The sequence below is a fragment of the Olsenella sp. oral taxon 807 genome, assembly GCF_001189515.2.
In the GTDB taxonomy this organism is placed as follows: Bacteria; Actinomycetota; Coriobacteriia; order Coriobacteriales; family Atopobiaceae; genus Olsenella_F.
In genome coordinates this window covers 464,063-488,617 of sequence record NZ_CP012069.2, presented here as the reverse complement: position 1 = coordinate 488,617, position 24,555 = coordinate 464,063, and the positions used below count along the sequence as shown (strand labels likewise).

At 63.8% G+C, this 24,555-nt stretch carries 20 protein-coding genes; 8 read left to right on the top strand and 12 right to left on the bottom strand.

The window, feature by feature from the left end; translation table 11 throughout:
• Positions 1 to 70 precede the first annotated feature (70 nt).
• Positions 71 to 1,324: an ATP-binding protein gene (locus ADJ70_RS02110; RefSeq protein WP_050343069.1), complete on the top strand. Its 1,254-nt coding sequence runs from the start codon at positions 71 to 73 to the stop codon at positions 1,322 to 1,324.
• A gap of 673 nt (positions 1,325 to 1,997) precedes the next feature.
• Here ADJ70_RS02110 and ADJ70_RS02105 read toward each other — a convergent pair.
• A complete protein-coding gene (locus ADJ70_RS02105) occupies positions 1,998 to 5,441 on the bottom strand; it encodes an exodeoxyribonuclease V subunit beta (protein ID WP_050343066.1) in 3,444 nt (1,147 codons plus the stop codon).
• Positions 5,429 to 8,797, bottom strand: coding sequence for a PD-(D/E)XK nuclease family protein (locus ADJ70_RS02100; protein WP_050343064.1), 3,369 nt, complete (start codon positions 8,795 to 8,797; stop codon positions 5,429 to 5,431). Before ADJ70_RS02100 ends, ADJ70_RS02105 begins: the two co-directional genes overlap by 13 nt.
• Before the next feature lie 201 nt (positions 8,798 to 8,998).
• On the opposite strand from ADJ70_RS02100, the gene ADJ70_RS02095 reads away from it, so the two are divergent.
• Entirely contained in the window at positions 8,999 to 9,361 is a 363-nt protein-coding gene (locus ADJ70_RS02095) for a phage holin family protein (RefSeq protein ID WP_050343063.1), read from the top strand.
• Between the two features lie 24 nt (positions 9,362 to 9,385).
• Here ADJ70_RS02095 and ADJ70_RS02090 read toward each other — a convergent pair whose 3' ends face one another.
• Positions 9,386 to 10,696, bottom strand: a complete 1,311-nt coding sequence (locus tag ADJ70_RS02090; protein ID WP_062393066.1) for an Mbeg1-like protein — start codon at positions 10,694 to 10,696, stop codon at positions 9,386 to 9,388.
• A 154-nt stretch (positions 10,697 to 10,850) separates the two neighbouring features.
• Here ADJ70_RS02090 and ADJ70_RS02085 point away from each other — a divergent pair, with 154 nt between their 5' ends.
• Positions 10,851 to 11,519: a 2'-5' RNA ligase family protein gene (locus ADJ70_RS02085; protein WP_050343059.1), complete on the top strand. Its 669-nt coding sequence runs from the start codon at positions 10,851 to 10,853 to the stop codon at positions 11,517 to 11,519.
• A gap of 644 nt (positions 11,520 to 12,163) precedes the next feature.
• Here ADJ70_RS02085 and ADJ70_RS02080 read toward each other — a convergent pair.
• Together ADJ70_RS02080 and ADJ70_RS02075 are read right to left on the bottom strand one after the other, a co-directional pair.
• The gene (locus ADJ70_RS02080; protein WP_172674428.1) at positions 12,164 to 13,648 is read right to left on the bottom strand and encodes an RNA-binding domain-containing protein; all 1,485 of its coding nucleotides are present in this window, start codon (positions 13,646 to 13,648) and stop codon (positions 12,164 to 12,166) included.
• Positions 13,649 to 13,669: 21 nt separating this feature from the next.
• Complete coding sequence (locus ADJ70_RS02075) at positions 13,670 to 14,155, bottom strand: AAA family ATPase (protein WP_050343055.1); 486 nt, start codon at positions 14,153 to 14,155, stop codon at positions 13,670 to 13,672.
• Between the two features lie 543 nt (positions 14,156 to 14,698).
• Here ADJ70_RS02075 and ADJ70_RS02070 point away from each other — a divergent pair.
• The 5 genes from ADJ70_RS02070 (at position 14,699) to ADJ70_RS02050 (ending at position 18,465) form a co-directional block, all read left to right on the top strand.
• Entirely contained in the window at positions 14,699 to 14,956 is a 258-nt protein-coding gene (locus ADJ70_RS02070) for a type II toxin-antitoxin system RelB/DinJ family antitoxin (protein WP_050343053.1), read from the top strand.
• Positions 14,943 to 15,263, top strand: coding sequence for a type II toxin-antitoxin system PemK/MazF family toxin (locus ADJ70_RS02065; protein ID WP_050343051.1), 321 nt, complete (start codon positions 14,943 to 14,945; stop codon positions 15,261 to 15,263). Before ADJ70_RS02070 ends, ADJ70_RS02065 begins: the two co-directional genes overlap by 14 nt.
• A 1,154-nt stretch (positions 15,264 to 16,417) precedes the next feature.
• Positions 16,418 to 17,530, top strand: coding sequence for an endonuclease/exonuclease/phosphatase family protein (locus ADJ70_RS02060; RefSeq protein WP_157051354.1), 1,113 nt, complete (start codon positions 16,418 to 16,420; stop codon positions 17,528 to 17,530).
• Positions 17,531 to 17,739: 209 nt separating this feature from the next.
• Positions 17,740 to 17,940 (top strand): helix-turn-helix transcriptional regulator, encoded by a 201-nt coding sequence (locus tag ADJ70_RS02055; protein ID WP_050343047.1) that lies wholly within the window; start codon positions 17,740 to 17,742, stop codon positions 17,938 to 17,940.
• Between the two features lie 57 nt (positions 17,941 to 17,997).
• Positions 17,998 to 18,465 carry a hypothetical protein gene (locus tag ADJ70_RS02050; protein WP_050343045.1) on the top strand — a complete coding sequence of 156 codons (468 nt, stop codon included), beginning with the start codon at positions 17,998 to 18,000 and terminating at the stop codon, positions 18,463 to 18,465.
• Here ADJ70_RS02050 and ADJ70_RS02045 read toward each other — a convergent pair.
• From ADJ70_RS02045 to ADJ70_RS02015, 7 genes are all read right to left on the bottom strand, one after another.
• Complete coding sequence (locus tag ADJ70_RS02045) at positions 18,444 to 18,635, bottom strand: hypothetical protein (RefSeq protein ID WP_050343043.1); 192 nt, start codon at positions 18,633 to 18,635, stop codon at positions 18,444 to 18,446. The genes ADJ70_RS02050 and ADJ70_RS02045 overlap by 22 nt on opposite strands.
• Positions 18,636 to 19,084: 449 nt before the next feature.
• The gene (locus ADJ70_RS02040) at positions 19,085 to 19,345 is read right to left on the bottom strand and encodes a hypothetical protein (protein WP_050343042.1); all 261 of its coding nucleotides are present in this window, start codon (positions 19,343 to 19,345) and stop codon (positions 19,085 to 19,087) included.
• A gap of 440 nt (positions 19,346 to 19,785) precedes the next feature.
• Positions 19,786 to 21,330, bottom strand: coding sequence for an Asp-tRNA(Asn)/Glu-tRNA(Gln) amidotransferase subunit GatB (gene gatB / locus ADJ70_RS02035; RefSeq protein ID WP_050343040.1), 1,545 nt, complete (start codon positions 21,328 to 21,330; stop codon positions 19,786 to 19,788).
• Positions 21,327 to 22,841, bottom strand: a complete 1,515-nt coding sequence (gene gatA, locus ADJ70_RS02030) for an Asp-tRNA(Asn)/Glu-tRNA(Gln) amidotransferase subunit GatA (RefSeq protein WP_050343038.1) — start codon at positions 22,839 to 22,841, stop codon at positions 21,327 to 21,329. Before gatA ends, gatB begins: the two co-directional genes overlap by 4 nt.
• Positions 22,841 to 23,158 carry an Asp-tRNA(Asn)/Glu-tRNA(Gln) amidotransferase subunit GatC gene (gatC, locus tag ADJ70_RS02025; protein WP_050343036.1) on the bottom strand — a complete coding sequence of 106 codons (318 nt, stop codon included), beginning with the start codon at positions 23,156 to 23,158 and terminating at the stop codon, positions 22,841 to 22,843. The genes gatA and gatC overlap by 1 nt, the downstream gene beginning before the upstream one ends.
• Positions 23,159 to 23,288: 130 nt before the next feature.
• Positions 23,289 to 23,627 carry a hypothetical protein gene (locus ADJ70_RS02020; RefSeq protein ID WP_050343035.1) on the bottom strand — a complete coding sequence of 113 codons (339 nt, stop codon included), beginning with the start codon at positions 23,625 to 23,627 and terminating at the stop codon, positions 23,289 to 23,291.
• Between the two features lie 108 nt (positions 23,628 to 23,735).
• On the bottom strand, positions 23,736 to 24,251 hold the full coding sequence (locus ADJ70_RS02015) for a hypothetical protein (RefSeq protein ID WP_050343033.1): 516 nt from the start codon (positions 24,249 to 24,251) through the stop codon (positions 23,736 to 23,738).
• Positions 24,252 to 24,555 lie beyond the last annotated feature (304 nt).

Here is a 24,555-nt window from a genome sequence, read left to right as displayed (position 1 = left end):
GCTAAGAGGTACATAATCTTATTGACAAATTTGTACTCATAAGTTCCTAATAGTCATTAGGAAGGCGGATATGGAAATAGATAGGGACAAGTACCTGCGCGACCTGGCGACACGGCGCGGCAACGGGCTGGTGAAGGTGGTCACGGGAGCGCGCCGGGCCGGCAAGTCCTACTTGCTGTTCAAGCTGTACCGCGACCTGCTGCGCGAAGAGAGCGTGCCCGATGATCGTATTGTGGAGCTGGCCTTCGACCTGCGCAGCTCTCGGCCCCTGCGCGACCCCGACGCGTTTTTGGAGTGGGCGATGCCTAGGCTTGAGGGCGGTGGGGAGCGCCTCGTGCTGCTCGACGAGGTTCAACTACTCGGTGACTTCGAGGAGGTTCTCAACGAGCTTTCGCGCATGCCGGGGGTCGACGTGTATGTGACAGGTAGTAACTCAAAGTTTCTATCGACCGACATCGTCACGGAGTTCCGGGGACGCGGCGACGAGGTGCACGTACTGCCGCTCACCTTCGGCGAGTTCATGCAGTGCCGCAACGACGGCGAGGCGCGGGCGTGGGCTGACTACGTGGAGTTTGGGGGCTTGCCGCTGGTGGCCACCATGGCGAAACCCGAGCAGAAGGCTGCCTACCTCAAGAACCTCTTTGAGGAGACATACATCGCCGACATCATCGAGCGCAATGGCCTGCGCAAGACACAGGAGCTGGAAGACCTGCTGAACGTGCTGGCGTCGTCTACGGGCTCCCTTACCAATGCCTCGAGGGTCCAGGCGACGTTCAAGAGCGTGCTGAAGAGCAACATCAGCCTGAACACCGTCAAGGCCTACATTGGCTACCTGGAAGATTCGTTTTTGGTGAGCGCCGCGAGTCGCTACGACGTGAAGGGGCGCAAGTACATCGGCGCACCGCTCAAGTACTACTTCGAGGACGTGGGACTGAGAAACGCCCGGGTGGGCTTCCGTCAGGGTGAGGAGAACCACCTGATGGAGAATGTCATCTACAACGAGCTGCGCTACCGCGGCTTCTCTGTGGACGTCGGTGTGGTGAAGAGCCGAGAATACGACGCCGAGGGAGTCCAGCGCCCCGTTGCCCGCGAAGTCGACTTCGTGGCAAACCTCGCCGGCAGGCGCTACTATGTCCAGTCCGCGTTCGCCATCCCCGATGCGATGAAGGCCGAGCAGGAGAAGGCGTCGCTACTGGGCATCGACGACTCGTTCAAGAAGATCGTCGTAGTGAAGGACGTGGTCAACGTGAGCCGCGACGAGCACGGCATCGTAACCATGGGACTGTTCGACTTCTTGCTGGATCCCAACAGCCTCGAGCGTTAGGAGGCGAGGCCCGTCATTCCGATTGAGGCGCCCGGCCTCGCCGCATTGCCGTTTGGAGTCGCAAGCACATGAGGCTTTTCCCGCAGCCCCCGTTTTCCTGAACTTTACCGGGCTGGTGCAGCCTGACGTGGAGTGGGTCCACTCGCTGCCGTGCCGTCGTGCGCACGGTTCGAGCTCCCGCCTCAGCTTCGCTATGTCGGCGGGTCTTCCCCGGATCATCTCCGGATTCCCAAGATTTCTGTTCGCCGGCTTGATGACGGCGTTATCGTAAGGAAAGTCCTTTTTTGGCAGCGGGCACCCTATCACAAATGCCTCCGTCATCTTGGTGGTGGCCGCATTGTCGAGTACGCTACTGCTGGTCGTGCGATGCTAGCAGGAACACATGTTCCTATAACCCGCCGGTGCTTCGACCACCTCTCATAGGAGGACCACAGGGGAGGGCCGCGCGTGCGGCCTCGCGGAGGGGCGCATCCCGGCCCGACGCCTCACGGAAAAGCGCAGTCTGCGTGACGCGGGAGCCGCAGACTGCGCCTTTCCGTCACGTCGTCGCCCGGGAGGCGCGGGGCGCAACCCCCCCCGCCAGCCTGCGGGGCACTATGAAAAATGGCCCAACTGGGCAAATGTGCTCACACAACCCCCCGCCAGGCTGCGGGGGGGTTGCGCCAGGGCCCGCTCACGATCCCAGGCGAGGTGGGTGTTTCCCGTCAAAGCGGTAGCGCACGACGAGTGGCTGGCCCGCCCTGCCCCCCAGCTCGGACGCGTCACGCTCCACGCAGCAGAAGGCGCACTCGACGTCCTTGAGGCCGCCTTGCATGAGCACGCTCGCATAGAAGTTCGCCTGCATCTCGTGATGGGCGCGGAGCTCTTCCTCAGAAAGGCCCGCGTCCCCCGTCTTGTAGTCCACGACCAGGGCATGGCGTGAGCCCGCATCCGTCGCGAGGAGGTCGATGGACCCCTCGACGTACTCGCCATAGGTGGAGTCGACTCTCATGAAGAACGGGATCTCCGCACGAACGAGGCTGTGCGACCGAGCCTCGGCCCGAAGCTCAGACCCGCACCAGCGCCCGAGCGCGGCCCTGAGGCGCCCCTGTGCCCGAGGCGAGAGCCCCCAGCGACGCACGCTCGCGCCGAGGCGTGCCTCACCGGGCTCATACGCACCAGACTCGACTAGGGCTTGGGCAAGCTCGTGGAAGGCCGACCCAAGGTTCGTGGCCCTGTCCTCATCATTTGTGGCGGGCGCCTCGTCCCAAGCCGTGTCCAGTTCCCTTTCGAGCGCTTCGCGCGCGCTCGCCCGCAGTTGTGCGCTCACCGAGGAATAGCTGAAGATCCCCTCGCGCACCGGTGCGAGGCTTGCGCGCGCCTCGATGTCTGAGTGCTCCACGTCAAAGAGGGTGAAGGTCCGCGAGGGGGCTCTCTCGGGCTCCTCCTGCGCCTCCTGCACCTGAGGACCGGCCCCATCGTCGATCTCCACGTAGTCCTCGCGCGTGGACACCCTCACGCTCCTTAGGCGGCCAGCTCCCCCCTCGCCAAAGCTCAGGGCGTGCTCACCGGGAGCTGGCAGCTCCGTGCCAAAGAGGGCGTTCACGACGCCTGCGGAAAGCTCGGGCCCAAGGCCGGACGACTTCGACTGGATCACCTGAATGCCCAGGATGAGGGCCTCCCTCGCACGGGTCATCCCCACATACAGCAGACGCGTCCTCTCCTGCGCGTCCTCCAGGGCGTTGGTCGACCGAAGCTGCGCCAGGACCTCCGAGACGCTCGAGGGCCTCTCGCACGGTTCCGAGCGGCTGAGGTCTATCCTCTCCTTGTCCGCAAGCGGTGGCACGAGCACGACCCGTGTCTTTCCCCCACTGTCGCGCCCACTCACGACGCCGCTCTCTGGCCTCGGGTCGCTCCAGCACTCGGCCACCGCGCAGATGGGAAACTCGAGCCCCTTGGAAGCGTGGATGGTCATGACGCGCACCGAGTCCTGCCCACCCCCGGCGAGGGCGGCGGGTGGGATCTTGGAGAGCTCGAGCCAGGTGTCGAACTCCCCCGCCGCACGAGCCGGCCCGAGGCCGAGCTCGTCGGTGAGGTCGCGGATGTAGTCGATGGCAGCGAGCACGTTGGCCTCGCGAGAGCGGCCCTCCTGCCCTTCCTCCTCGAGCCGCGCGAGCCAGCCTGACTCCCTCACGACTTCCAAGCAGACGTCGGCCACGGGCAGGGACCTCAACCTCTGGCGAGCGCGCCAGAGCACGTCGCGGGCCCGCCGGAGGCTGGCCGAGGGCGGCTCGTCCCCATAGAAGCCCATCGTCTCGAGTCCTCGGTCCACCGTACGCTTGGTCGGGGCGTCAAGCACAAGCTGCGGCCTTGTCCCCAACTGCACGAAGTCGTCGGCACCAAGCTCGAACATCTCTGAGGCAAGGAGCGGGAAGAGTCCCGGCTCGGTGTCATGGGGGTTGGCGAGCGCATGCAGCAGCGCGGCCATCACGCCCACCTCGGGCGCAGAGGTAAAGGTGGAGCCGCCCGTGACGACGCACTCCAGGCCGCACGCCCGGATGGCGTCTATGTAATCTGCGGCATGCGTGGTCGTGCCGAGCAGAAGCGCCATGTCGCCTGCGCTCTGGCCGGCGTCCGCGTACGCCTTGAGCCTCTCGGCAATGCACGTTGCCACGACGCCCGTCGCGACGCCCCTCGAGCGATGGTCGCTACAGACGAGCTCGACGTCGATACGGTCAAGCGCAGAGGCCCGGTAGCCGTCCCTACGACCCGGGCTAGCCTCAAGATGCATGAAGTCGGCAAGCACACCTTTCCTGCCGCCGCAGACCGCGTCGACAAAGGACAGGACGTCGGCGTGGCTGCGGTAGTTGGTCGCCATGCGCACGTGGCCCGCCTCAGGGACCCTGCGTCCGTGCTCCCTGAACACGCCCACGTCCGCACCCCTGAAGCGGTAGATGGACTGCTGGGCGTCGCCCACGGTCGCAACCCGGCCCCACCCGCCACCGGCAAGGAGGCCTATGAGCTCGAGCTGGCGGGCATCAGTGTCCTGAAACTCGTCCACCATCACGAGGCGAAACCTACCGGCATAGTCGGCCGCCACCTCGGCTTTGTCCCTCACGGCAGCAAGGGCGAGGCCGATGAGGTCATCGTTGTCAAGAAGCGAGCGCTCGGACTTGAGCCTTCCGTAGCGCTTTTCGACCGTGCGAGCGAGCGCGAGCGCGGCACGCAGGGCCGGAACGCTCTCAGAGAGGACGACGTCCGCCCAGGTCTCCTCAAAGACGCGACGCAAATCGAAGACGAACTCGGCGTACGCCTTCGAGGGACGCGGAAAGCCGATGGAGCGGACCTGGCACAGCAGCTCGCGGGCTGCCGAGGCGTCCTTCTGCCCAGGCGCCCGGGAGGCGAAGTCGTGCACAAGATCGAGGGCCGGGTCGACCCGCTGCGCCGCAGACGGCGTGAGCCTCTGGGCATGCAGGCTCTCGTAGGCGCCCAAAAGGGAGCCCATGGCCTGGCCGATGTCGGCAGTCTGAGCGAGCTTAAGGCCATCGAAGCCCCCCGTCGCGCTTTTTGCCACGGCGCAGAGCCTGTCCACGACCCTCATGGCACCCGTGCGCGAGGCACCCGTCGCACGACCCAGCCCGAAGGAGTCGAAGAGCACGGCCTGGTCCTCGTCCCGGCCGCCGGACGCGTGCGCGGCTCCCACGACCTCGATGAGTGCCCGGTTTTGAAGCAGGCTGGTCTCGTTCTCTGTGGCCATGCGAAACGCGGGATCAAGTCCCAGGTCGAGGGCATGGCGCCTCAGGATGCGCGAGCACATGCCATGGATCGTGCTGATCCAGGCAGAGTCGACCTGGAGGGCCGCCTCGCGCATGCCGGCGTCACGCAAGGTCGAGCGCACGCGCTCCCGTATCTCCCTCGCAGCGGCGTTGGTGAAGGTGATGACCAGCACCTGGGAGAGGTCGTCCAGAAAGGGGGCGCCCCCCTCGCCGGAGCCAGGACAGAGCGCCTGGGCAACACGCCTCGTGAGGGTGAAGGTCTTGCCCGAGCCCGCTCCCGCCTCGACGAAGAGCGCCCCCTTGAGGGTCGTGGCAATGCGCAGCTGTTCGGGACTCAGGCCCGCAAGCCCTACCTCGCCCATCCCGACCTCCTCATGTCGCAGTTCATGACCGGACAGTAGTGGCACGCGGCGGCGTCGATGGGATCGGCCTCGACATGGCCCGCGAGGAGCTGCTCGACCTTCTCGGCGATGGCCTCCTCGGTCGCGTCGAGCAGGGCTTCCATGCCGCGAGAAGACCCTGCCACCCCGAAGTCACAGGCATCGTCCACCTGCGTAAGCGGAAGCTGCCTGGGGTCCAAGGGGTGGCTGCCAAAGACGCGGTCGGACACGTTGCGCGACACCGCCCCGAAGACGGCGTGCCGCCCTTTGCTCGAGAGATACACCGTAGCGACCACCCTGAGATCCGGGTGCCGCCTGCGCACCACCTGTCCGTAAACCAGCGACTGGACGCGACGCGGCAGCACGAAGCTCCCCAAGGAGGCGAGCGTGGGGATACCGTACTCCTTGGAAAAGACCGTCGGGCTACGGTGCTTGTAGTCGATGACGATGGCGAGGCCGTGGGCATCGACGTCCACCCGGTCGACCGTACCCACAAGGTAGGCACCGGCATATTCCACCGGTGCCTCACCCCTGCCGAAGCTCCACTCGAAGAGGCGTGGCTCGAAGCCCAGAAAGAGGCCAGACTCATAGTCGAGCGTCGAGAGCAGGTCCTGGCGCAGCTGCTCGAGCTGGCCCCTCTCCTCGTCGTCATGGGGTACGCAGACCTGGGCGCGCGATCCCTTACCCTGCCTGAGGTACTGATGCTCGAGGTGAAGGTCGAACTCGTCGGAGAGGATCCGCCGCGCGCGCTCGAGGCCCTCACTGTCGCCCTCGCCCACGCGTGACCCCTCGATGCGCTCGGTGAGGGGAAGCTGGGTGTTCGCCGCTCGCCCACGCTCCCGAAGCAGCCTCTCTCGTGCCCGGTCGAGCATCGTGCGGTGCGTCACCTCAAGCACTCGATGGGCAAAGGTCCCCATCTCCAAGCTGGTGAGGTCCGCGTCCGAGTTCTGAAGGCCGAGCCGCCGCAGGCTGAACCATTTATAGGGACACTCCAGGTAACTCTCGAGCTGCGATGCCGAGAGGAGGGGTCGCCCGTCCAAAAGCTCCGCCCTACCCTCGGGCGGGACAACGACGAGGCCCCTGAGCGAGGGCGAGACCGCTCCCGGCTGACCAAGCGCCTCCTGTCCCACGCGTACCGAGGGTCGGCCTGAGGGCGCGCAGTTGGCGTCCGCCTCTGCCTCATCCAGACGCTCCACAGGAAGGCCGTCCTTCCCAGCACCCCCGCCCTCGTAGCACGACCTCAGCTCGGTGAGCATGACCGAGGGCCAGCGCTGCCTGAGCGAGCGGTCGAGCAGGCTGCGCTCGAGTACCACGCGGCTGCGCGCAGCGGCAAGCGTAGAGAGAAACGCAGAGCGCAGCTGAGGCAAGGGGTCGCTGTCCCTCTCGACACCCAAAAGGACGAGCAGCGCGGAGAGGACGTCGTCTCCCGTTCCCACCAAGGACTCGTCCGAGCTCTGCCCCATGAGGACGACGGCGTCGACGCTCGCGGGCTCGAGTTGCGCCGCTGCCCGGGCACTCAGTATCCGTACCTTGCAGGTAGCGCCCGCAACCTCGAGCGTCGGGCGCAGGGAGACGAGCGCATCCGAGAGAGCGTCTGTCGCCTGGGCGACGAGTCCCGCAAGCGTGACCGTGCCTCCCCGCTTGGGGTCAACCACAGCGCCAAGTCTCCTGAGCGTGGCGGCGACCTTGAGGACCAGTGCGAGCACGGCCGTGGCGCGGGCATCAAAGAGCGCCTCCCTTGCCCGGGCGAGCTCCTGGGTCCTACGTCCCCGGTCATCTTGGACGAAGTCCTGCAGACCAGGCTCCGTCCTCCCCAAAAGCGGCCCGAGGAGCTTCGATGCGGCCGAGGCGAGCCTTCCCTTGAGAAGCTCCCTCGTCGCCTGGGCGACGGGCAGGCTCGTCATCTTGGGACTCTGCAGGTCCCTCAGGACGTCCGTCGGCGTGAGTAGGCGGTCCTGCCTCCATCTGCGGTCAAGGCGATAGGCCTGTGTGGTGGGAACGCAGGAGATGCCCGAGAGCAGAAAGTCCGCAAGGCCCCTAGGGGGCCACCAGCCCATGTCCCCAAGACGGACGAGCTCCCCCTCCGCACTCGCCTGTGAGGGGGGCCAGGTCTCTGCGAGCGTGGCGAGCTGGGCCACGCCCTGCGCAAACTCCAGGAAGGCACGACCCTCGTCCGTCTTCGGGAAGGCACAGGGAAGCTCGGCTGTGACGGAGACACCTCGGGCCTCGAGCTTGGGGGCAAGCTCCCTCCAGGCACGCTCCACGTCAGGCGCGACGACCACGACGCTCGTGATCCCTTTGCACGCGAGCTCGTCTATCTTGCGTGCGACGAGCTCGGCCTCGGCGTGGGGACCTGCCGCCTCGAGGAGCGAGACGGATCCTCTCGCGACCACCCTTTTCCCAGAGGCCAAGAAGAGCCTTCCCAGCAGCTCCTCGAGCTCAGGGTCGCGGACGAGCGAGGGGGTGGCGTCTGCGGGAGTGGCGTCCGCGAGGACGGACGGCACCAAGCCCGTCTCCCCACCCTGCCGCACACCTGCGGTGGCGGACGGAACCGCGCCTTGCAACCCGTCATGCCGCGTGCCTGGGCCCTCCCGTTGCGCACCCCTGTCGGCAAGGGCGCGCAGACTCTCGGCAAGCTCCTCGCAGCCAGCAAGGAGCTCTGCGTTCTTCCTGCCAAACGCCACCGTCACCTCGCATAGGCCAGCAAGCCCAGCCAGCAGTTCCCTCTCGGCGCGGTCCATGGACGTGAAGCCGGAGACGACCACGGGCGCGACAACGACGCCCGCCTCGCGCAGTGCGTCCGCGACGCCGCACAGAAGCTCGCTCCTCTCGATGAGGCCATGGTCATGCAGCCTCTGGGCATAGCGACCCACCAGACGAAGGGCTGCCTTCTCGCCATCCGTAAGGCCAAGCTCGCAGACGCGTGCGTCATCGAGCTCCCCACCCTTCGCAGGGGGCATCCAGGGCAGGGCTCGTGAGGCGAGCTCGCCCACAAGGCGCCTGGTCCCCGGATTGGTACCCAAGCCGCCGCGCAGCTCGTCGGGAGCCGAGGAGAGCACCTCTCTTGTCAGGAGGCAACGCGCCGCCTCGTCGACCAGACCCCTGCCATCACCCCAGATTCCCCAGCGCTCCTCGGCCCACGCCAAAGGCGTGGTCACGGTGACGCCCAGGGAAAGGTCGGGGTGACGAGCGACCTGACACGCTGCCAGCTGCTGCTGGGCGAAGCTCGGGACGAAAAGCGTCGCGCCGGCGCACGACGAGAGCGCCGACGTAAGCACACGCGTGACGTCCGCGCCAGCCAGACGCTCGTCATCCGTCCAAAGGATGTTAAGGGACATGCTGACCTCTCCTCAAACTCTCCCCTACCGTGGCCCCTCGCCCACGCAACGGGCCAGACCCCCTTCCGCAGAGCGGGCGTGGCAACCCCCCGCTCACCCACCTGAAGACACGGCCTGAGCTACACAGGACCATGCTAGCCATTGTTCCCCTGGTGCCCCTTTGGGTATAAGGATGCCATGAGCACATGAAAGGAGTGGCTTATGGAGTTCATCGGTCGTTGGGCGGTCACGTCCATTGCGGTCATGTCGGCGGTCTGGCTCGTTCCGGGAATCGACACCGTTGGTGGGGACTACGCAGGTCCTATCATGTGCGCACTTGCCCTCGCACTCGTGAACGCAACGCTCAAGCACATCCTTGTGATACTCTCCTTTCCCATTACAATCGTAACACTCGGCCTCTTCTACCTGGTGCTCAATGCGCTCATGCTCGAGTTGGCAAGCTATCTCTCGCGCGAGATCTTCCATGCGGGCATCTCGATCGAGAGCTTTGGCTCCGCGTTCTTTGGCGCCATCATCGTCTCGATCGTCGCCACGGTGGTGGGCCTCGTCGTCGGCGCGAACTGAGGGCGACGGATGCCCGCTCGCGAGCTATCCGTCTTGCTCCTCCTCGCCGCCCGACCCGTCGGCTGGACCCTCCTGCTCCGAGCGCTCAGTCTGGCCGGGCAGCGCTCTTGCGCCAAGCATCTCGCCCATCTCGGCGACCTTGGTCGCGGCCTCACGGACCATGAGACTCTCCCCGATCCTTGAGGCAAGGTTTTCTCCCGTACGCTTGACGACGCGAGCGATGCCCTCCACACCATCGGCCACCCCACTCGCGACGCTCTCCTTCGTAGCCTGCATGGACGTGTCAATGAGCCTACCTATGACCTGCTTGGTCCCCTCGCTCGCCTGCGCGGCGGCGGCGATCACCCGCTGCACCCCACCATTTGTGACAACCTCGGCAATCGTCGTCGCACCACCAGCCCCCAGGATGTCAAAGAGCTCCCTCACGAAGAGCTCACGCGTCTCAAGATCCTCTCCCGACAGCCATGAGGCGATCGCGTCGTCCAAGGTCTTTGCCTCGGGTGCCAGGCCATCCGCCTGAACGAGGTCGGCGGGTCCCACCTGCCAGCTCATGGGATCATGCTGCATGATGCCCCACTCGCTTGACTCGATGTAGCGGCGTGGCACCTCAAGGCGATCCATAAGCTGGCCCACCACCGAGAACCTCGGCAGAATGTGGCAGAACCTCTCGCCCAAACGCGAAAAGGCATCGTCCAAGAGCACCGCCCGGTCAAGTCCCGGGCCATCGAAGCTGTAGACCCGGCCTATACGGGACAGCAGTGCCTCTGGGCAGGTCGCGGCCGCGTACTCCGCGAGGCAGCCTCCCTTGGAGTGACCGGCGAGCACGACCCTCGCGCCCGCATCCGACCCAGCGAGCGCGTCTTTCAGGTACACCTTCGCCTTACGCTGCGCCTCAGTGACGGTGAAGGCAAGCATAAAGTCCTCACGCCAGCCGACGAGCGTGCTGTCGGTCCCCCGAAAGGAGATGAGCAGGTCACCGCCGGGAAGCCCGATCGTGACGGCTGAGAACTGCAGGCTCGTCGCCTCGTCCACCTGGTCAAGGTAGCGGCTCATGAACAGGGAACCGAAGCGCTCGCTTTGAGCGAGGGCCACGACGAAGCTCGTGTCGATGGATGCCATGGAGCGCACTGCGCTCGTGATGTCGTCACCCGTGCGTGCGAGGACCTCTTGGCAGGCGTCACCCAATGCTATGCCACCTGAGACGTCGGGTGGGACGATGTCGTCAAAGTCAAGGTAGGAGACGGTGGCCAAAACGAGAGCGTCCACGTCGTTGAGCGGGCGCTCCTCAAGCGTAATGTCCCCACGCCAGCGTAGGTAGTCGGTCATATTGGACATGGCGTCCCTCTCCTGCAGCCTCTTTGCTATCATCATAGGCTAGCTGCGGCGCGCACGGCACGGCACCGTGACGCAATCAGGACATGCGCACGCGACCAAGGTGTCGGGGCGCATGACGGGTCGGCGGGCCGCATGGGAAGAAATGGGGTTGGCCATGGGTGAACGTCGCCTCTTCGTAGCGCTGACCTTCTCCGAGGCCGAGAGGGACTGGCTCGTCCAGAGGCAGAACGCGCTCAAAGGACATATCGCCACGGGCAGGCTTACAGCACCGGGCAACCTGCACATGACGCTCTCGTTCATAGGACCCTGCGACGAGGACCGGGAGACCCTCGCGAGGGAGGCGCTGGACGTTGCGGTCACGGCGTATCGGAATGCTCTGGCAGACAAAGGGACGGGTGACTCGCCTATCGAGGGCACAGATGGTGCGGAGCGCCCGGAAAGACCGGCTCTTGACCCCAGCAGCTTTCCCATCGACCTTGCGCTCGGTCATATCTCCTGCTTCGAGAAGCGCAGGAACTCCATACTCTGGGTGGGACCGACAGATAGCGGCTGCCCCCAGGGGCTCGGGCTGCTCCAAGAGCTGGTGGCAGACGAGCTTCGGGTGCGTGGCCTGCCATACGGTGGCGAGACGTTCAGGCCGCACGTGACGCTCGCACGCAACGTCTGCGTCCCAAAGGGCGTGAACCTTGCTGAGCTCTGCGCGACCCTAACAAGCGAGACTGCGTCCGTTACGACCCGCCACACGAGCGCCAGCCTCATGTGGAGCGACCACCCCAAGGGAGGCTCGCTCACCTACACACCCATCAAAACGGTGACGCTCTGATGCGTACGGGCTAGCGCGGCTCACCCAGTGGGATTCGGAGTTCGGGGTCCCAAGCCTCGGTGCCCCAGAATCTGCGGGGCACTTTCGCCCGGGGTTTGCCCAGTTGATTCCCAAAACTCGGTACCCCGGAGCCTGCGGGGCACTTTCGCCGGGGTGTCTGCTCCCAGCAGGACCTCCGCAGGACCCAGCGCGAGCTGTCGGACTACCCTGCGGGAGCTCGGTGCCCCAGAATTCGGGGGCTGTGACACATCCCCGCCATTGTCATGGGGCACAACTACGGGATGGGCTACGCGGACTTCCCCGTCGCAGGGATCCTCACGATAACCCTCGCGTGCACCGCGATGTCCTGCTAACTCTCCTTGCTACGGGTCCGCTCGGGGAGCGTGTGGCCATGCGCCCTGGCCCATGGTGCCTCCAATACCATAGCCAGCGTGGGCCTCGTCTTCTGCTCGTGTGGCAAGACTCTGCTCGACCCCAGCCCCCTCGGCTTCGTGACGGGTATCCCGCTTGTGGCTCTGGGAGCCTGCAGCCTGCTGCGTCTCCCGGCGGGAAGAGCGGCTGCGAGAGTGCAGCATCGGGATCGTAGGCACATGCAATGACTGCCGTGGTTGTGCCCGACGATCACCGCGCACCCAGTGTCCGCCCTACTGCTCGGCTCGCCTGTAAACGCGGTTGCGCGCCGAGCCCTCCGCGACGATAAGACCGTCACCAACCAAGCCCCGCAGCAGCTCGTTTGTCCTCGTCTTGCCCAGCCCGATTCGCTCGGCGATTTCAGCCGACTTCAACGCAGTACGCCTGTCTGGAAAGAGCGCCAGTATGGCCGCCCGCGCCGTCTCGGTCGCCTCCGTACGGAATCGGCCGCTCGAATCGACCGCTTTTCGCGTTCGATCGCCGGTCGATGCGAGCGGAAGCGTGAGCGTGGTGCGGTCGGGGCCGTAGGCGACCTCGTAGCTCGGCTCCGCGTACCCGGCCCATGCCCAGCCTCCGAAGATCTTGTCCATGCCGCTGCCCGCGCGCTCGCCGATCTCCACCATCGCGAACATCCTCATCATGGTCTCGTTGCGCGGGTCGGTGCTGCCGGGCTTCTTCGCCTCTTCGACGGGCATGCGGAAGTCTCCGGGGTTTGCGATGGTGATGGCCTCGTCGTCCCACACGCACACCACGCCGCGTCGGTCGAACCAGTTGGCGTTCGTGAGCGCGTTCACGATGGCCTCGCGCAGCGCCTCGTGGGCGGGCGTGTCGTCCACGCGGTCTACGCCGTCCAGGCGGAAGGGCACCTTGAGCGCCGCCCTGAGCTTGTTGTACACGCGGAAGTAGAAGTCGTAGACGTTGCCCGTCCAGTCGCCCGGCTGGCTGGTGAAGCGGTCCGCCCAACGCTCGACGGCCCCAGCCTCCTGGCGATAGTCCAGGAAGTAGTGCGGGAACTCGTAGGTGATCCAGCGGTCCTCGCCGAACATGAGCAAGCCCGCCCGCGTGGGCCTGAGCTCGCTGCTCTCATCCGCCCGTAACGCCCCGATGTTGGTGAGGAAGGTCGTGTCGTCCACGCGACCCCACACGTGGCCCTCGTTGCGCTCGTTGAAGCGCCGGCGGTAGCGCTCGACCGTCTCGCGGCTGATATGGTCGAGCTGCACGTTCTCGGCCACGGCGGCGTCCTGGCTCGATGTGTCAGAGTCGCGCAGCATGGAGAGGACTTCCTCGCGCCCGCACAGGTGGTCGCCAGTGTGCGTGCGGCGGAAGGTGCCACCGAAGATGCTATCGTTGATGAAGATGGGGCGCATGTGGCGGTCCACCCATGGCACGCGAATGACAATGATGTCCTTGCCCTCGACGGTCTCTAGTGTGGCGTCGGAGTCCTTCATGAACCGTGCCGAAACCTTGTCCTCGGAAAGTGCCGCATTCCAGAAGTCGTCGAGGACCTTGCCAACCTTCGGGATGCCGTGCACTACGAAGCTGCCGTCCTTACGCTCGGTCACTCCAAGGACGATGACGCCACCGGCGGTGTTGGCGAAGGCCGAAAGCGTCTCCCACACGTTGCGTGGCAGTTCGCCCTGCCCATCGCGCCCGAGCGCCTTCTTCACCTCCAGGCGGTTGCCCTCCCGGTATGACTTGAGTTCGTTGAGGTCGAACACACTATCCTCCGTCCTCTCCAATCAGGCTGGCTCATCTTCCGTCTCAAGGTCCGATAACAGCCTGTCTGTCAGGTGGCCGAACACTACTCGGTCGATCTTCGTCTTCATGATGCGCATGCTGTCATATCGCTCCGCATCGTCTTGGAACCACGCCGCAAGGTCTGTCGAATCAATGCTCTCCTTTTCCTCATCGTCGAGGCATTGATACACCTCGCTTACGTGCCGCTCCGCCATTGTTTGCTTTGCCTCTAATGACAAGTCGTCAAAGACGATGCAGGAGCCGATGTGTGAGTATATTGCAGCGCCGAAACTTTGTTTGATCTCTGCCCCAGTCGCAAAGTTGGATGTGAGAATGAATATTCCATCCCTGATGTCGACCTCGTAGTTCGTGTCGATAAACAGCCCCTCGTCGAACAGTTGGTAGAAGACGTTGTAGAGCGAATAGCTCACCTTTTCGGACTCGTCGAGAAGAACAACGTTGGATTCCCTGCCAAGCAGGTCCCTCACAAAGCTGCCCTTCGAGTGCTCCGCCGAAGATGTAGCCGTGTGTCTCAGTCGTCTGCATCATTGAAATCTGCACGCGGGCCAGCTTTCCGCTCAATGCCTCGCTCAAACACTTTGCACTTTCAGTTTTACCTACTTCGGATGGCCCGTAGAAGAGCAGCACGACCGGTCGCTTCCCGCCCATGCTGCAAAGCCGGTAGAGCAAAAGGGCAATCACGTGTTTGCACTCCCGTTGCCCGAGTATGGCATCATCCACCTGGTAATGTACCACCTTGATGGTCGCCTTGTCGACAGCCTGCCCGTTTCTGTCTCCTCAGTGAAAAAAGTCGATACCAGTCAGCTTCTCGACCAGCTTTGATACAAGTCCGTCCTTCGCTTGTTGGACATCAGGTTGTCCCTCTATCCCTACTGGGAGGAGAAGCTGGCCATGTCAACGGTAGTCTAACAAAGAGGGGCGCATCCGGTAATTGTTGCTGCACTTCGCCCATTGTTCTATACTGTAGACAAACGACAGCAATCGCTATCATATGATAACAGGGGGCAAGCATGGCAACGGCAACCATACCGCTTGGCAACCGAGTAGACGCTACACTTAAGCGCGAATTTGACAGTACGGCTGAAGAGCTAGGACTTACACCCACAGTTGCGCTCACGGTGTTCATGAAGCGTTTCGTCACAGACGGCGGTTTTCCCTTCGATGTGCGCAAGAGGCCCGAGGCTTTTTATGAGCCTTTTGCAACTGAGGAAGAAGCGCTCAACTTCACCAACAACGCTTTCAGAAGAGCTTACGATGAAACGCGGTGAACTATGGACGGTACGCGGGAGTTCGTACGCATCAAAGCCCCGGCCGGTGCTTATTGTGCAAAATGACGATCTCGACCTGTTTGATTCAATCGTACTCTGCTTGATGACCTCGCAAGATTCAAGTGATATATCTACGCGTGTCGTGATTGATCCAACCGAGAAAAACGGCTTGCGCAAGAAAAGCTGGGTGCTGACGGAGAAGATTTACTCAGCCAGAAAGGGCGAACTTGGCGCACGTATCGGGACGCTCTCCAAAGAAGACATGGTCAAGGTTTCCCGGCAGCTTTCAATCGTGCTTGACCTTTAGGGATATCGATATCGCTAATGCGCCGCTCTCCGAGCAGCAGCACATCGCGTGGGCATTGTTGACAAGCTCGACGACGCACTCGCAAACGACCTTACAGGCGGTCTCTCTGCCGGAATCGAAGCCCCCTGCACCTAAACATGCCCACTACAGCGACAAGCCGCTCGCCTTCTCCGAAAAATGCAACTTGTTACCGTAATAGTCAAGCTTCGGATATCTTCGAGGCTTCGTGAGTTCGCGTGGGTGGGTGCGTCACCGCCCTGGCGGCGTGGGCCTCAGGTCCGAGCCACCCTGGCGGCGTGGGGCCATGGGGCCGTCGACGTCGTAGGACCCGTGACGCCGTCCGGTCGCGTGATCGGACGTGGAGACAGTCAGGAGTGTACACAGATCGGCGAGAATGGCCCCTTGGAGCCGTTTTGGAGTGTTTGTGTACACTTTTGCGATGCGAGTTGCGACGCGAGCCGCGTCGGGTGGCGCGAGCGCCCCAACCGTCATGGCGTGCCGGCAGCGCCCCCTCGGTGGCCGCCTCCCCCTTGGTCAGGAAAACATGCTCTGCGTAAGTGACGCCGCCGCTAGCTTGGCGTCTTCGCCGAGGCAGCAACCCACACAAGCCCCCGGAGAGACATATCTTCCCCGAATCCCGAATAAGAAGAGGCTTCGGTAGTATTCGTGGCTAAGGGGTTGGCTACGCGGCCTTTGCCTTGTCCGCCCTTGCTCCACGCGCCTCCTGTCCCTGTTTTTCCCCTCCTCTCGTCCGCCTTCCACCCCTCCCCCTTGCAAGCCTCGCAGGGAAACGCCGGCTACTCGTCCGGACGGCGCGGCATGAGCGGCGCGATGAGTGCGTTCTGTCAAGTTGTTTTGAGGTTGTCGGTGTCGCGAGAGCCGAACCCGACGCGAACACCGGTCCTAGCCTTGTCGTCGGTACTCCCCGCGCGGCCGTTGCCGACACCAAGAGGGGCCTCGGAGCTCGGTGCCCCAGAATCTGCGGGGCACTTTCGCCCGGGGTTTGCCCAGTTGATTCCCAAAACTCGGTACCCCGGAGCCTGCGGGGCACTTTCGCCGGGGTGCCTGGCCGACGACGGAGGGTGCGACTGAGGGACCGCGCTGGGATTGTCCCAATCAGAGCTTACGTTTTGAAGTGACGAGATACGGATACAATGACTGGCGTCAAAGCCGTTCGGAGGGACGCCATGGACCGCACCGACAAGGGATCAACAGTTCGCCGCAACGCTCTCAGCCGCTGGTGGAGAGGACGCGCGCGCCATGGCCTCATCAGCCTGCTCATGTGGCTGGGCATGCTGGTCGTGCTCGTGCTCATGGCGGCACGCATGGTGCCGTCCAGTCGCTCGGCAGGCCGGGTCATCCCCGAGCTCGTTGCCTTTGTGCCCTTTGCCGTGCTACCCACGCTCGTCGTGGTGCTGCTCTCGATACTCTGGCACAGACGCATCCTCGCCGTGCTCTCGGCCCTCTGCCTGGCGACCCTCGTCGTGTGGCACGTCGGCTACTTTGTCCCCCATCACACGCTGAGCGATACCGCGAGGAGCGCCACCAGCACCTCGTCGGGGACTGCTCCTAACACGGACGACAGGGTGCTTCGCCTCATGACGCTCAACACCCTGAACGGACGCGTCAGCGCCTCAAAGGTCGTGGACGTCGTACGGACCCAGAAGGTCGAGCTGCTGGCTCTGCAGGAGGTGAGCCAGGGCTTTCTGCAGGAGCTCTCGGACGCCGGTATCCACGACCTGCTGCCCTACAGCGCGCTCGGCAGCTCGGGCCGCTCTGACAACGGTGGCATCAACGTGCTCTTCTCAGCGACCCAGATGTCCGACCAGAACACGAGCCTCTTGCCCATCGAGACCTCAGCGATGCCTGCGGGAAGCCTTTCCATAGGTGGCACGACCGTGCGCTTTGTCTCGGCCCACCCCAACTCACCGCACAAGGGTGGTCAGGGACTGTGGAGCGAGGGACTCACCACCATCGCCAAGCTTGCAAACTACAGGCATTCCTACGTCATCCTCGGAGACTTCAACGCGACCTGGGACCATGCTCGCTTCCGCGAGCTTCTGGGCTCGTCCTTCGTGGACGCGGGCGAGCAGGCCGGAGAGGGCTTCCACATGACCTATCCCGCCAACTCCACGATCCCTCCCCTGATCGAGATAGACCACATCGTCTACTCCCGAGACGCGGGGCTCTATGTGGGAGACCTCCAGACCATCAGCGTCGCAGGCTCGGATCACCTGGCGCTGCTCGCCACGCTCGAGGCAAGCTAGGAGGGGCTCGGGCGGCCTCTCTCCTCCGCGCACTTTCGCCAAGGGAAGCGAGCGGTCGAGGCGAGCAGTCGAGGCGATCAGTCGAGGCGAGCGGTCTCACATCCGAAAAAAGTTTGCAAAGTTCGCTTGACATATAGTGCAAAGTGAGCTTTACTATATTTGCAAAGCAAGCTTGCTATACCACTACACACCGAACGAAGGAGGTTGATGTGAGGACGCGAATACCAGAACTTAGGCGAGAGCGAAAGGTCTCTCAAAGCGAGCTGGCAATGGCGGTTGGGGTCACGCGACAGACGGTGACCTCCATCGAGACGGGCAAGTACACGGCGTCACTTCCTCTCGCCCACAAGATTGCCCAGTACTTTGGCCTCACCATCGAGGAGATCTTTGACTTCTCGGACATCGACTAGCGCAGGGCCGCCCAACAGGCGACAGACCCACAACACGAACCCATCAGAGGAGCGATCATGGAAACAAGCAAGACAAACAACGCCAACGAACAGCTCACAGAGGAGCTCAGGAGGTTCAAGGCACGTCTGATCGGGCAGATCATACTGGGCACCTCACTTTGCCTCATCGGTATCCTGGGAGCGACGTATGGTGCAGTAACGGGAGCCACCCAAGACTATACCTATGGCCTGTGCATAGGTGCTGCCGCAGCGGTATTGGCCACCGGCATCCATAGGCTCATGCGTGCGAGGAGGATTGACTGCCTGCGCGAGTACTACGCGCGGGAGCATGACGAGCGCCTGGCGGCCATCAGGGCGAAGAGCGGCCTTCCCATGGTTCTCTACCTGATGGTCGGCATGCTCTGCGCCACCTTCGTCGCACTTGCGCTTGGCCAAGAGACCGTTGCCGACACCCTCATCGCGACGGAGATTGCCTGTGGGGCCGCAAGCCTCCTCTCCAGAGCCTACTGGTCACGACGGATATAGGCCAAGCGGGGCCTGGCCCCAAAGAGGCCGACCGTCACGCCAGCTGACACCGTGACAAAGACGTCTGACAGCACCTCCCTACCATGTATGAGCTTCGTGAGGCCCATCACCTGAGCGCCACCGCCACAGGTGGCGCCGGCATACGCAGGCTTTCGATATCTATCGCTCATAATGAAACCTCCTTGTCCACGCAATCCATACGCGAGAAGTACAGTTCCCCAAAAGCACGCTCACAAGCCCAGTGCCACGGGCAAGGGCAAGGCCCATCAGAAAGAGGGTCCGAGCCCATGGGAACGGCAAAGGGATCTCTCGAGGCGACCTCCTCTGGCATGGTCCGAGGGCGTCGCAGGCGGCGCGTACCAAGAGCAGCAAGAACGAACATCGAAAGGGCAGCGAGGACCTCGTATGGCCACGAGCGGAGCTGACCGAGCGGCACCACGCGTGTGAGGAGGCACCACGTTGCCAGACCGAGGCCCAGACCCATCAGCGGCGATGTGCCGCCCTCCCTCTGCCAGCTGCCCTCGCAAGACTCAGCTCGCAGGACACCCTCCTCACAGGACGCCTCTGCGCTCGCCCCTCCCTGAGTCACGCCCCAGCCACAGGCACCGATCGAGACAATCTAAGCAACCATCGCCATCACCAGGACACCCAGTTCCGAGGCAACCAAAAGGGCTGCGCTGTAGGGGATCCGCCCCGTCGCCTCGAAGACCTCGTAGCTGAGGTAGCTGGAGATAAACCCCGTCGCCATCCCGCCAGCAAGCGCAAGACCCCCACCGGCGTCCTCGCGACCCACTAAGACGCAGGTCCCAAGCACAAGGGAGCATCGCAAGACAATGGCGCAGCAGAGGGACGCGAGCATGGCTGTCAGCGGCTGCGTCAACAGCTCACACTCCTGGAAGTACGAGAACCACTCGCTGCCGAAGATGCCGTATATGCGCCCCCCTCCTGCCCATGGGAGTCAGCACCCACTCGGGGACGATGCCAAGCGCCATGGACGCCAAGCCCAGCACTGCGGCCACTGCGCGCAGGCGCCCTCGCCCCTTCCCTCGAAGTCCCAGGCAGGACCCGATGACAAAGCCCGCCGCGAGGTAGACCGGCCCGCATGCCGCCAAGCGCCGGGTTCGTCCTGCTCACGAGGTAGAAGGGCGTCGCTGCGAGCACGCAGGGCCACGCCACGCCACGCGCACAAGCGCACCACGAAGCCGCACGCCCCAGGCATGTGCGGGCACATGATCCATCATCCCGACTCCCTTCGGGTATCAGGCTTTGCTATAGGTAGGAGCGACCGGCCGGATAGGAGCGACCGACTGGAGTGCGACCTTAGGCTTCGAGCCTGGCCGTGAGCAGCTGGTTGAAGAGCTTGGGGTTGCCCTTGACACCGGCCGCCTTCGAGGCCTTCATGCACTGGCCGACAAGAAAGCCCACGACCTTCGTGTTGCCGTCCCTGTACTGCCTGACTTGGTCCGCGCAACGATCGAGGACCTCATCCACCACCGGCTCGAGGGCAGCGCTGTCCGTGCTTTGACGCAGCCCCCGCTCGTCCACGACCCGCTCGGGGTCCGCGTCCGTGCCGTCCACGGCCTCAAGGACCTCACGGGCCTGGGCGAAGCTGATCGCATCGGCCGCGAGCAGAGCCGAGACAGACGCGGCCTGCGCCGCCGTGATGTGGCCAAAGGCGGGCAGCAGGTTGATGACCACGTTCGCGACCGTGGGAGCGACCTTCTCCCCCGCCGTCGTGACGGCCTCCTCAAAGAGGGCTGCCACGGTCGGGTCGCCCGCGATCTGGGCGGCATCATCGCGCCTCAGGCCAAAGCTCGCCTCGTAACGCTCGCGTCTCGCGTCCGGCAGCTCCGGGATGCGCTCGCGCGCCTCCTCTATGAACTCGTCAGAGAGGTCGAAGGGCGCAAGGTCTGGGTCGGGGAACAGCCGGTAGTCGTCGGCCGTCTCCTTGGTGCGCATGACGACGGTGCGCCTCCTGCCGGGCTCCCAGTGACGCGTCTCCTGGTAGACGACGCCACCCTCCTCGAGCACCTCGGCCTGGCGGCGTATCTCGTATTCCAAGGCATCGTGCAGGCTCTTGAAGGAATTGATGTTCTTCATCTCGGTCTTGGTGCCAAGCCCGGTCTCGCCGCGCCTGCGCAGGCTGACGTTGCCATCGCAGCGCATGGACCCCGACTCCAAGGAGCAGTCGGAGATGCCCAGCGCGAGGAAGGTCTGGCGGAGCTTCTCCATGAAGAGGCGGGCCTCCTCGGGCGTACGCAGGTCGGGCTCGGTCACAAGCTCGATGAGCGGCGTGCCGCAGCGGTTATAGTCGATAAGCGACTCAGAGGCGCCGGCGATGCGCCCCTCCTCGCCGCCAATGTGGACCATCTTGGCCGCGTCCTCCTCCATGTGTATGCGCAGGATCCTGATGGGCACTACGTAGGAGCCGTCAGCCGCACGCGAGACGGGCGTCACGCCATCTGCGGCGAGAGACTCCCGCATGGGGCGCTCCCTCGCACCCGGACCCGACACCGTAAGGTCAAGGTGGCCGTGCATGCAGAAGGCGATGGGACCCTGCGTGGTCTGGAAGTTCTTGGCCATGTCGGGATAGAAGTAGTGCTTGCGGTAGAACATCGAGTGGCGCTGGATCTCGCAGTTCGTGGCCAAACCAGCCATTACGATGGATTGGATGGCCCTGCGGTTGGGCACGGGCAGGGCTCCCGGCAAACCCAGGCAGACGGGGCACACGTTGGAGTTGGGCGCGTCGTCGTGGCTGAGCCTGCAATTGCAGAACATCTTGGTGTCAAGCGTGGTGAGCTCGGTGTGGACCTCCAGACCAATGACGGCCTCCCAGTCTGCGAGCACCTCCTGCAGCGTCCTCATAGGAGCTCGCCTCCCTTCCCGATAAAGCCAAGAGCGACGGGGGCACCCTTACCCGGGCCAAGGCCCGCGTCCACGCCACGCTCGATGGCACGCGCAAAGCTGAGGAGCGTCGCGTCCCCGAAGGCCGGACCTTGGAGCTGCGCCGAGATGGGCAGGCCCGACTCCTGCCCCAGGCCCAGAGGCACCGATATGCCGCCGTTTCCGGCTATGTTGTTCGAAATAGTGAACATATCCGAGGCGTACATCTGGGTGGGGTCGCTGATCTCGCCAAAGCGAAAGGCGGTGCGTGGCGTCGCGGGCATGAGGATGACATCGCACTGCTCATAGGCACGCTCATAGTCTTGAGTGATGAGCGTGCGCACCTGTTGGGCCGGGTAGTAGTACCTGTCGTAGGTACCGCTAGAGAGGAGGTAGGCCCCCAGCATCTGGCGGCGTATGGCCTCTCTGCCAAAGCCGCGTGCGCGGGAGAGTGCCGTCTGCCGCGCGAGCGTGGCGCAACCCTCCTCCTGGTGTCCGTAGCGCACCCCGTCAAAGCGCGCGAGGTTGGAGAAGGCCTCGCAGGGCGCAATCACGTAGTAGGCCGCGATCGCGGAGGCAATGTTGGGAAGGTCGACCTCCACAACCTTGGCCCCCTGGTCCTCCAGAACCCTGCGGGCCAAGGCAATGCCGGCCTTGACCTCACCCGTCAGGCCCTCTGCCTCGAGGAGCGCGGGGACGACGCCAACCCTGCGACCCTCGACGGCATCATCGAGCCGCCCCAGGAAGTCTGCCCGGCAGTCCTGGCTCGTGGAGTCGAGCGGGTCAGGGCCGGGCGCGACGAGGGCGTTCATGGCAAGGGCAACGTCCTCGACGCGACGCGCGAAAGGCCCCACCTGGTCAAGAGAGCTTCCAAAGGCAACGACGCCATAGCGACTCACGGTGCCGTACGTAGGCTTCAGGCCCACGACGCCGCAGAGCGAGGCTGGCTGACGGATCGAGCCGCCCGTGTCAGAACCCAAGGCGAGTGCAACCTCACCGGCAGCGACGGCGGCGGCGGAGCCCCCCGACGAGCCGCCAGGCACGCGCGTAAGGTCCCAGGGATTGTTGGTGGGGTGGAAGGCGGAGGACTCAGTGGAGGAGCCGAAAGCAAATTCATCCATGTTGGTCTTGCCCACAGGCGTCGCCCCGGCAGCGAGCAGGCGTCCCACGCAGGTCGCCGTGAAGACGGACTCGTAGCCCCCAAGCATGCGGCTCGCGCAGGTCGTGCAGGTCCCCACGAGGTGCATGTTATCCTTGAACGCAACAGGAACGCCGGCAAGGGGACCCGGCTCCTCTCCCCTTGCGAGGCGCTCGTCGGTCGCCCTGGCGGTATCAAGCGCAAGCCCTGCCGAGACTTGCAGGAAGGCGTGCAGCTGTGGCTCGCGTGCGTCGAGCGCGGACAGCGAGGCCTTCGCCACCTCGAGCGCCGAGAAGTCGCCAGCCGCGACTCCCGCCGCGATCTGCCTCGCAGAGAGCTCGTCGAGAGACACCATCAGCGATCACCCTCCTCATCACCCAAGATGGAGGGCACACGGAAGTAGCGCCCCTGCGTCGAGGCGGCGTTTAACAGCGCGCTGTCTATGGGCAGGGCGCGCGTCGAGTCATCCACGACGTCGTTGCCCATCACGTTGGAGAGCCCACCAATGGGATGGAAGGTGGGCTCGACGCCGTCGAGGTCGTACTCACAGATGGGCTCGAGCAGGGCGACGGCCTCGTTCATGTACGAGGTCATCTCATCGAGCTCCTCCTCGCTCAGGGCGATGCGGGCGTAGTCGGCGATGCCGGCCACGTCCTCCTTGGAAAGTGGCATGTCTCCTCCGATACGGGCGGTCACACGCCGCTTCACGGCTGCCACCCTATGAAAGGCGCTTCTCTGTGCGCCCATTCTAGGTCAGCCCTGCGACCAACGCGAATGCTACATCTTGGCAACGAAGCGCCTATCAGTCTCCTTCACCGCAGGTCTCCTCAGCGTTGTTCCTCTCGACATCGGTCTCTTTGTCATTGGCCTCGGATCCCTGAGTTCCTGCGGATGAGCTCTTCTTATTAGGCTTGAGCTTGTCGAACTCTCCCCTATATATCTTGAGCAGGGTGTCCTGCAGGACATCGCTCTCGATGAGATACTGCTTGGCTGTCTCACGTAGCTTGCGGTCAAACTCCTCATTGTAGCCGATGAAGAACGGTTGCCTCTGCCTACTGGCCTTGCTATCGTCGCTCTTGGCTTTGCCACCGCCACTCTTGGTCGTGTCATCTTCGCTCGAACGGCTTGCGTTGCTGTCCATGATCCACTCCTCCTCGCATCCTCATCGTTGACGTGTCTGGCGACAACACCCCAGCGCCAAAGCACCAAGGGGCGGACACCTCTAGCCCCACGCACCAGTGATGCCTTGCTATGGTCGCTTAATATCCTTAAGCTTAGCACGACGCGGGAGTATCAGACCAGCCAAGAAGCCCAGTAGGGAGACCATGAGGCCGATCACCACATACTCGTGCGTGGGCAAGAGGACCTCATGGGAGTCACCGACGTGATCGATGATTGAGACCAACCACGGAAGCAGTGCAAACAGTCCCGCCAGCACAAGGATAGCAAGCCAGCGCACGGGTCCCCACCTGCGCTGCACCGAGATGGTAACGGAAAGCGCAAAGGTCGCCGACACGTGAAGCAGATAGGTTGCCAAGACCCATCCCAGCGAGTCGAGCCGACTGGCGTCCATGCCCAAGCTGATGAGGCAACCCACCCACACGACAACGTATACACAGAGCACGACCCAGAAGGCACGCGTGGGACGCCCCCTTACCTCGACATACTCCTCGACTCCGCCGTCGGTTGGGGTGCCTCCGCCCGACCTCGACCCTGCCGCTGGGGCCGTAGCCGCCGCAGACTCATCTCTCGTCTTGTGTTTCAACCTCTTACGAGATTTACGTGACTTATTGCGTGATTTACATGACTTACGTGACGCGCGCTTTGACACCGTATGTCAGCTCCCCTATATGCAGATCGTCGCGACATGTGCGTCGCCCATTGTACAGGTACGGGCGGGAGTAGATACGACCGCAGCACAGCGAGCTCAGAGTGCGTCTTTGCGTAGCTGCGCCATGATCGCAAAATGCGCTTTTCCGTGAGGCGTCGGGTGGACCGGGTCACAGAATGCGCTTTTCCGTGAGGCGTCGGGTGGACCGGGTCACAGAATGCGCTTTTCCGTGAGGCGT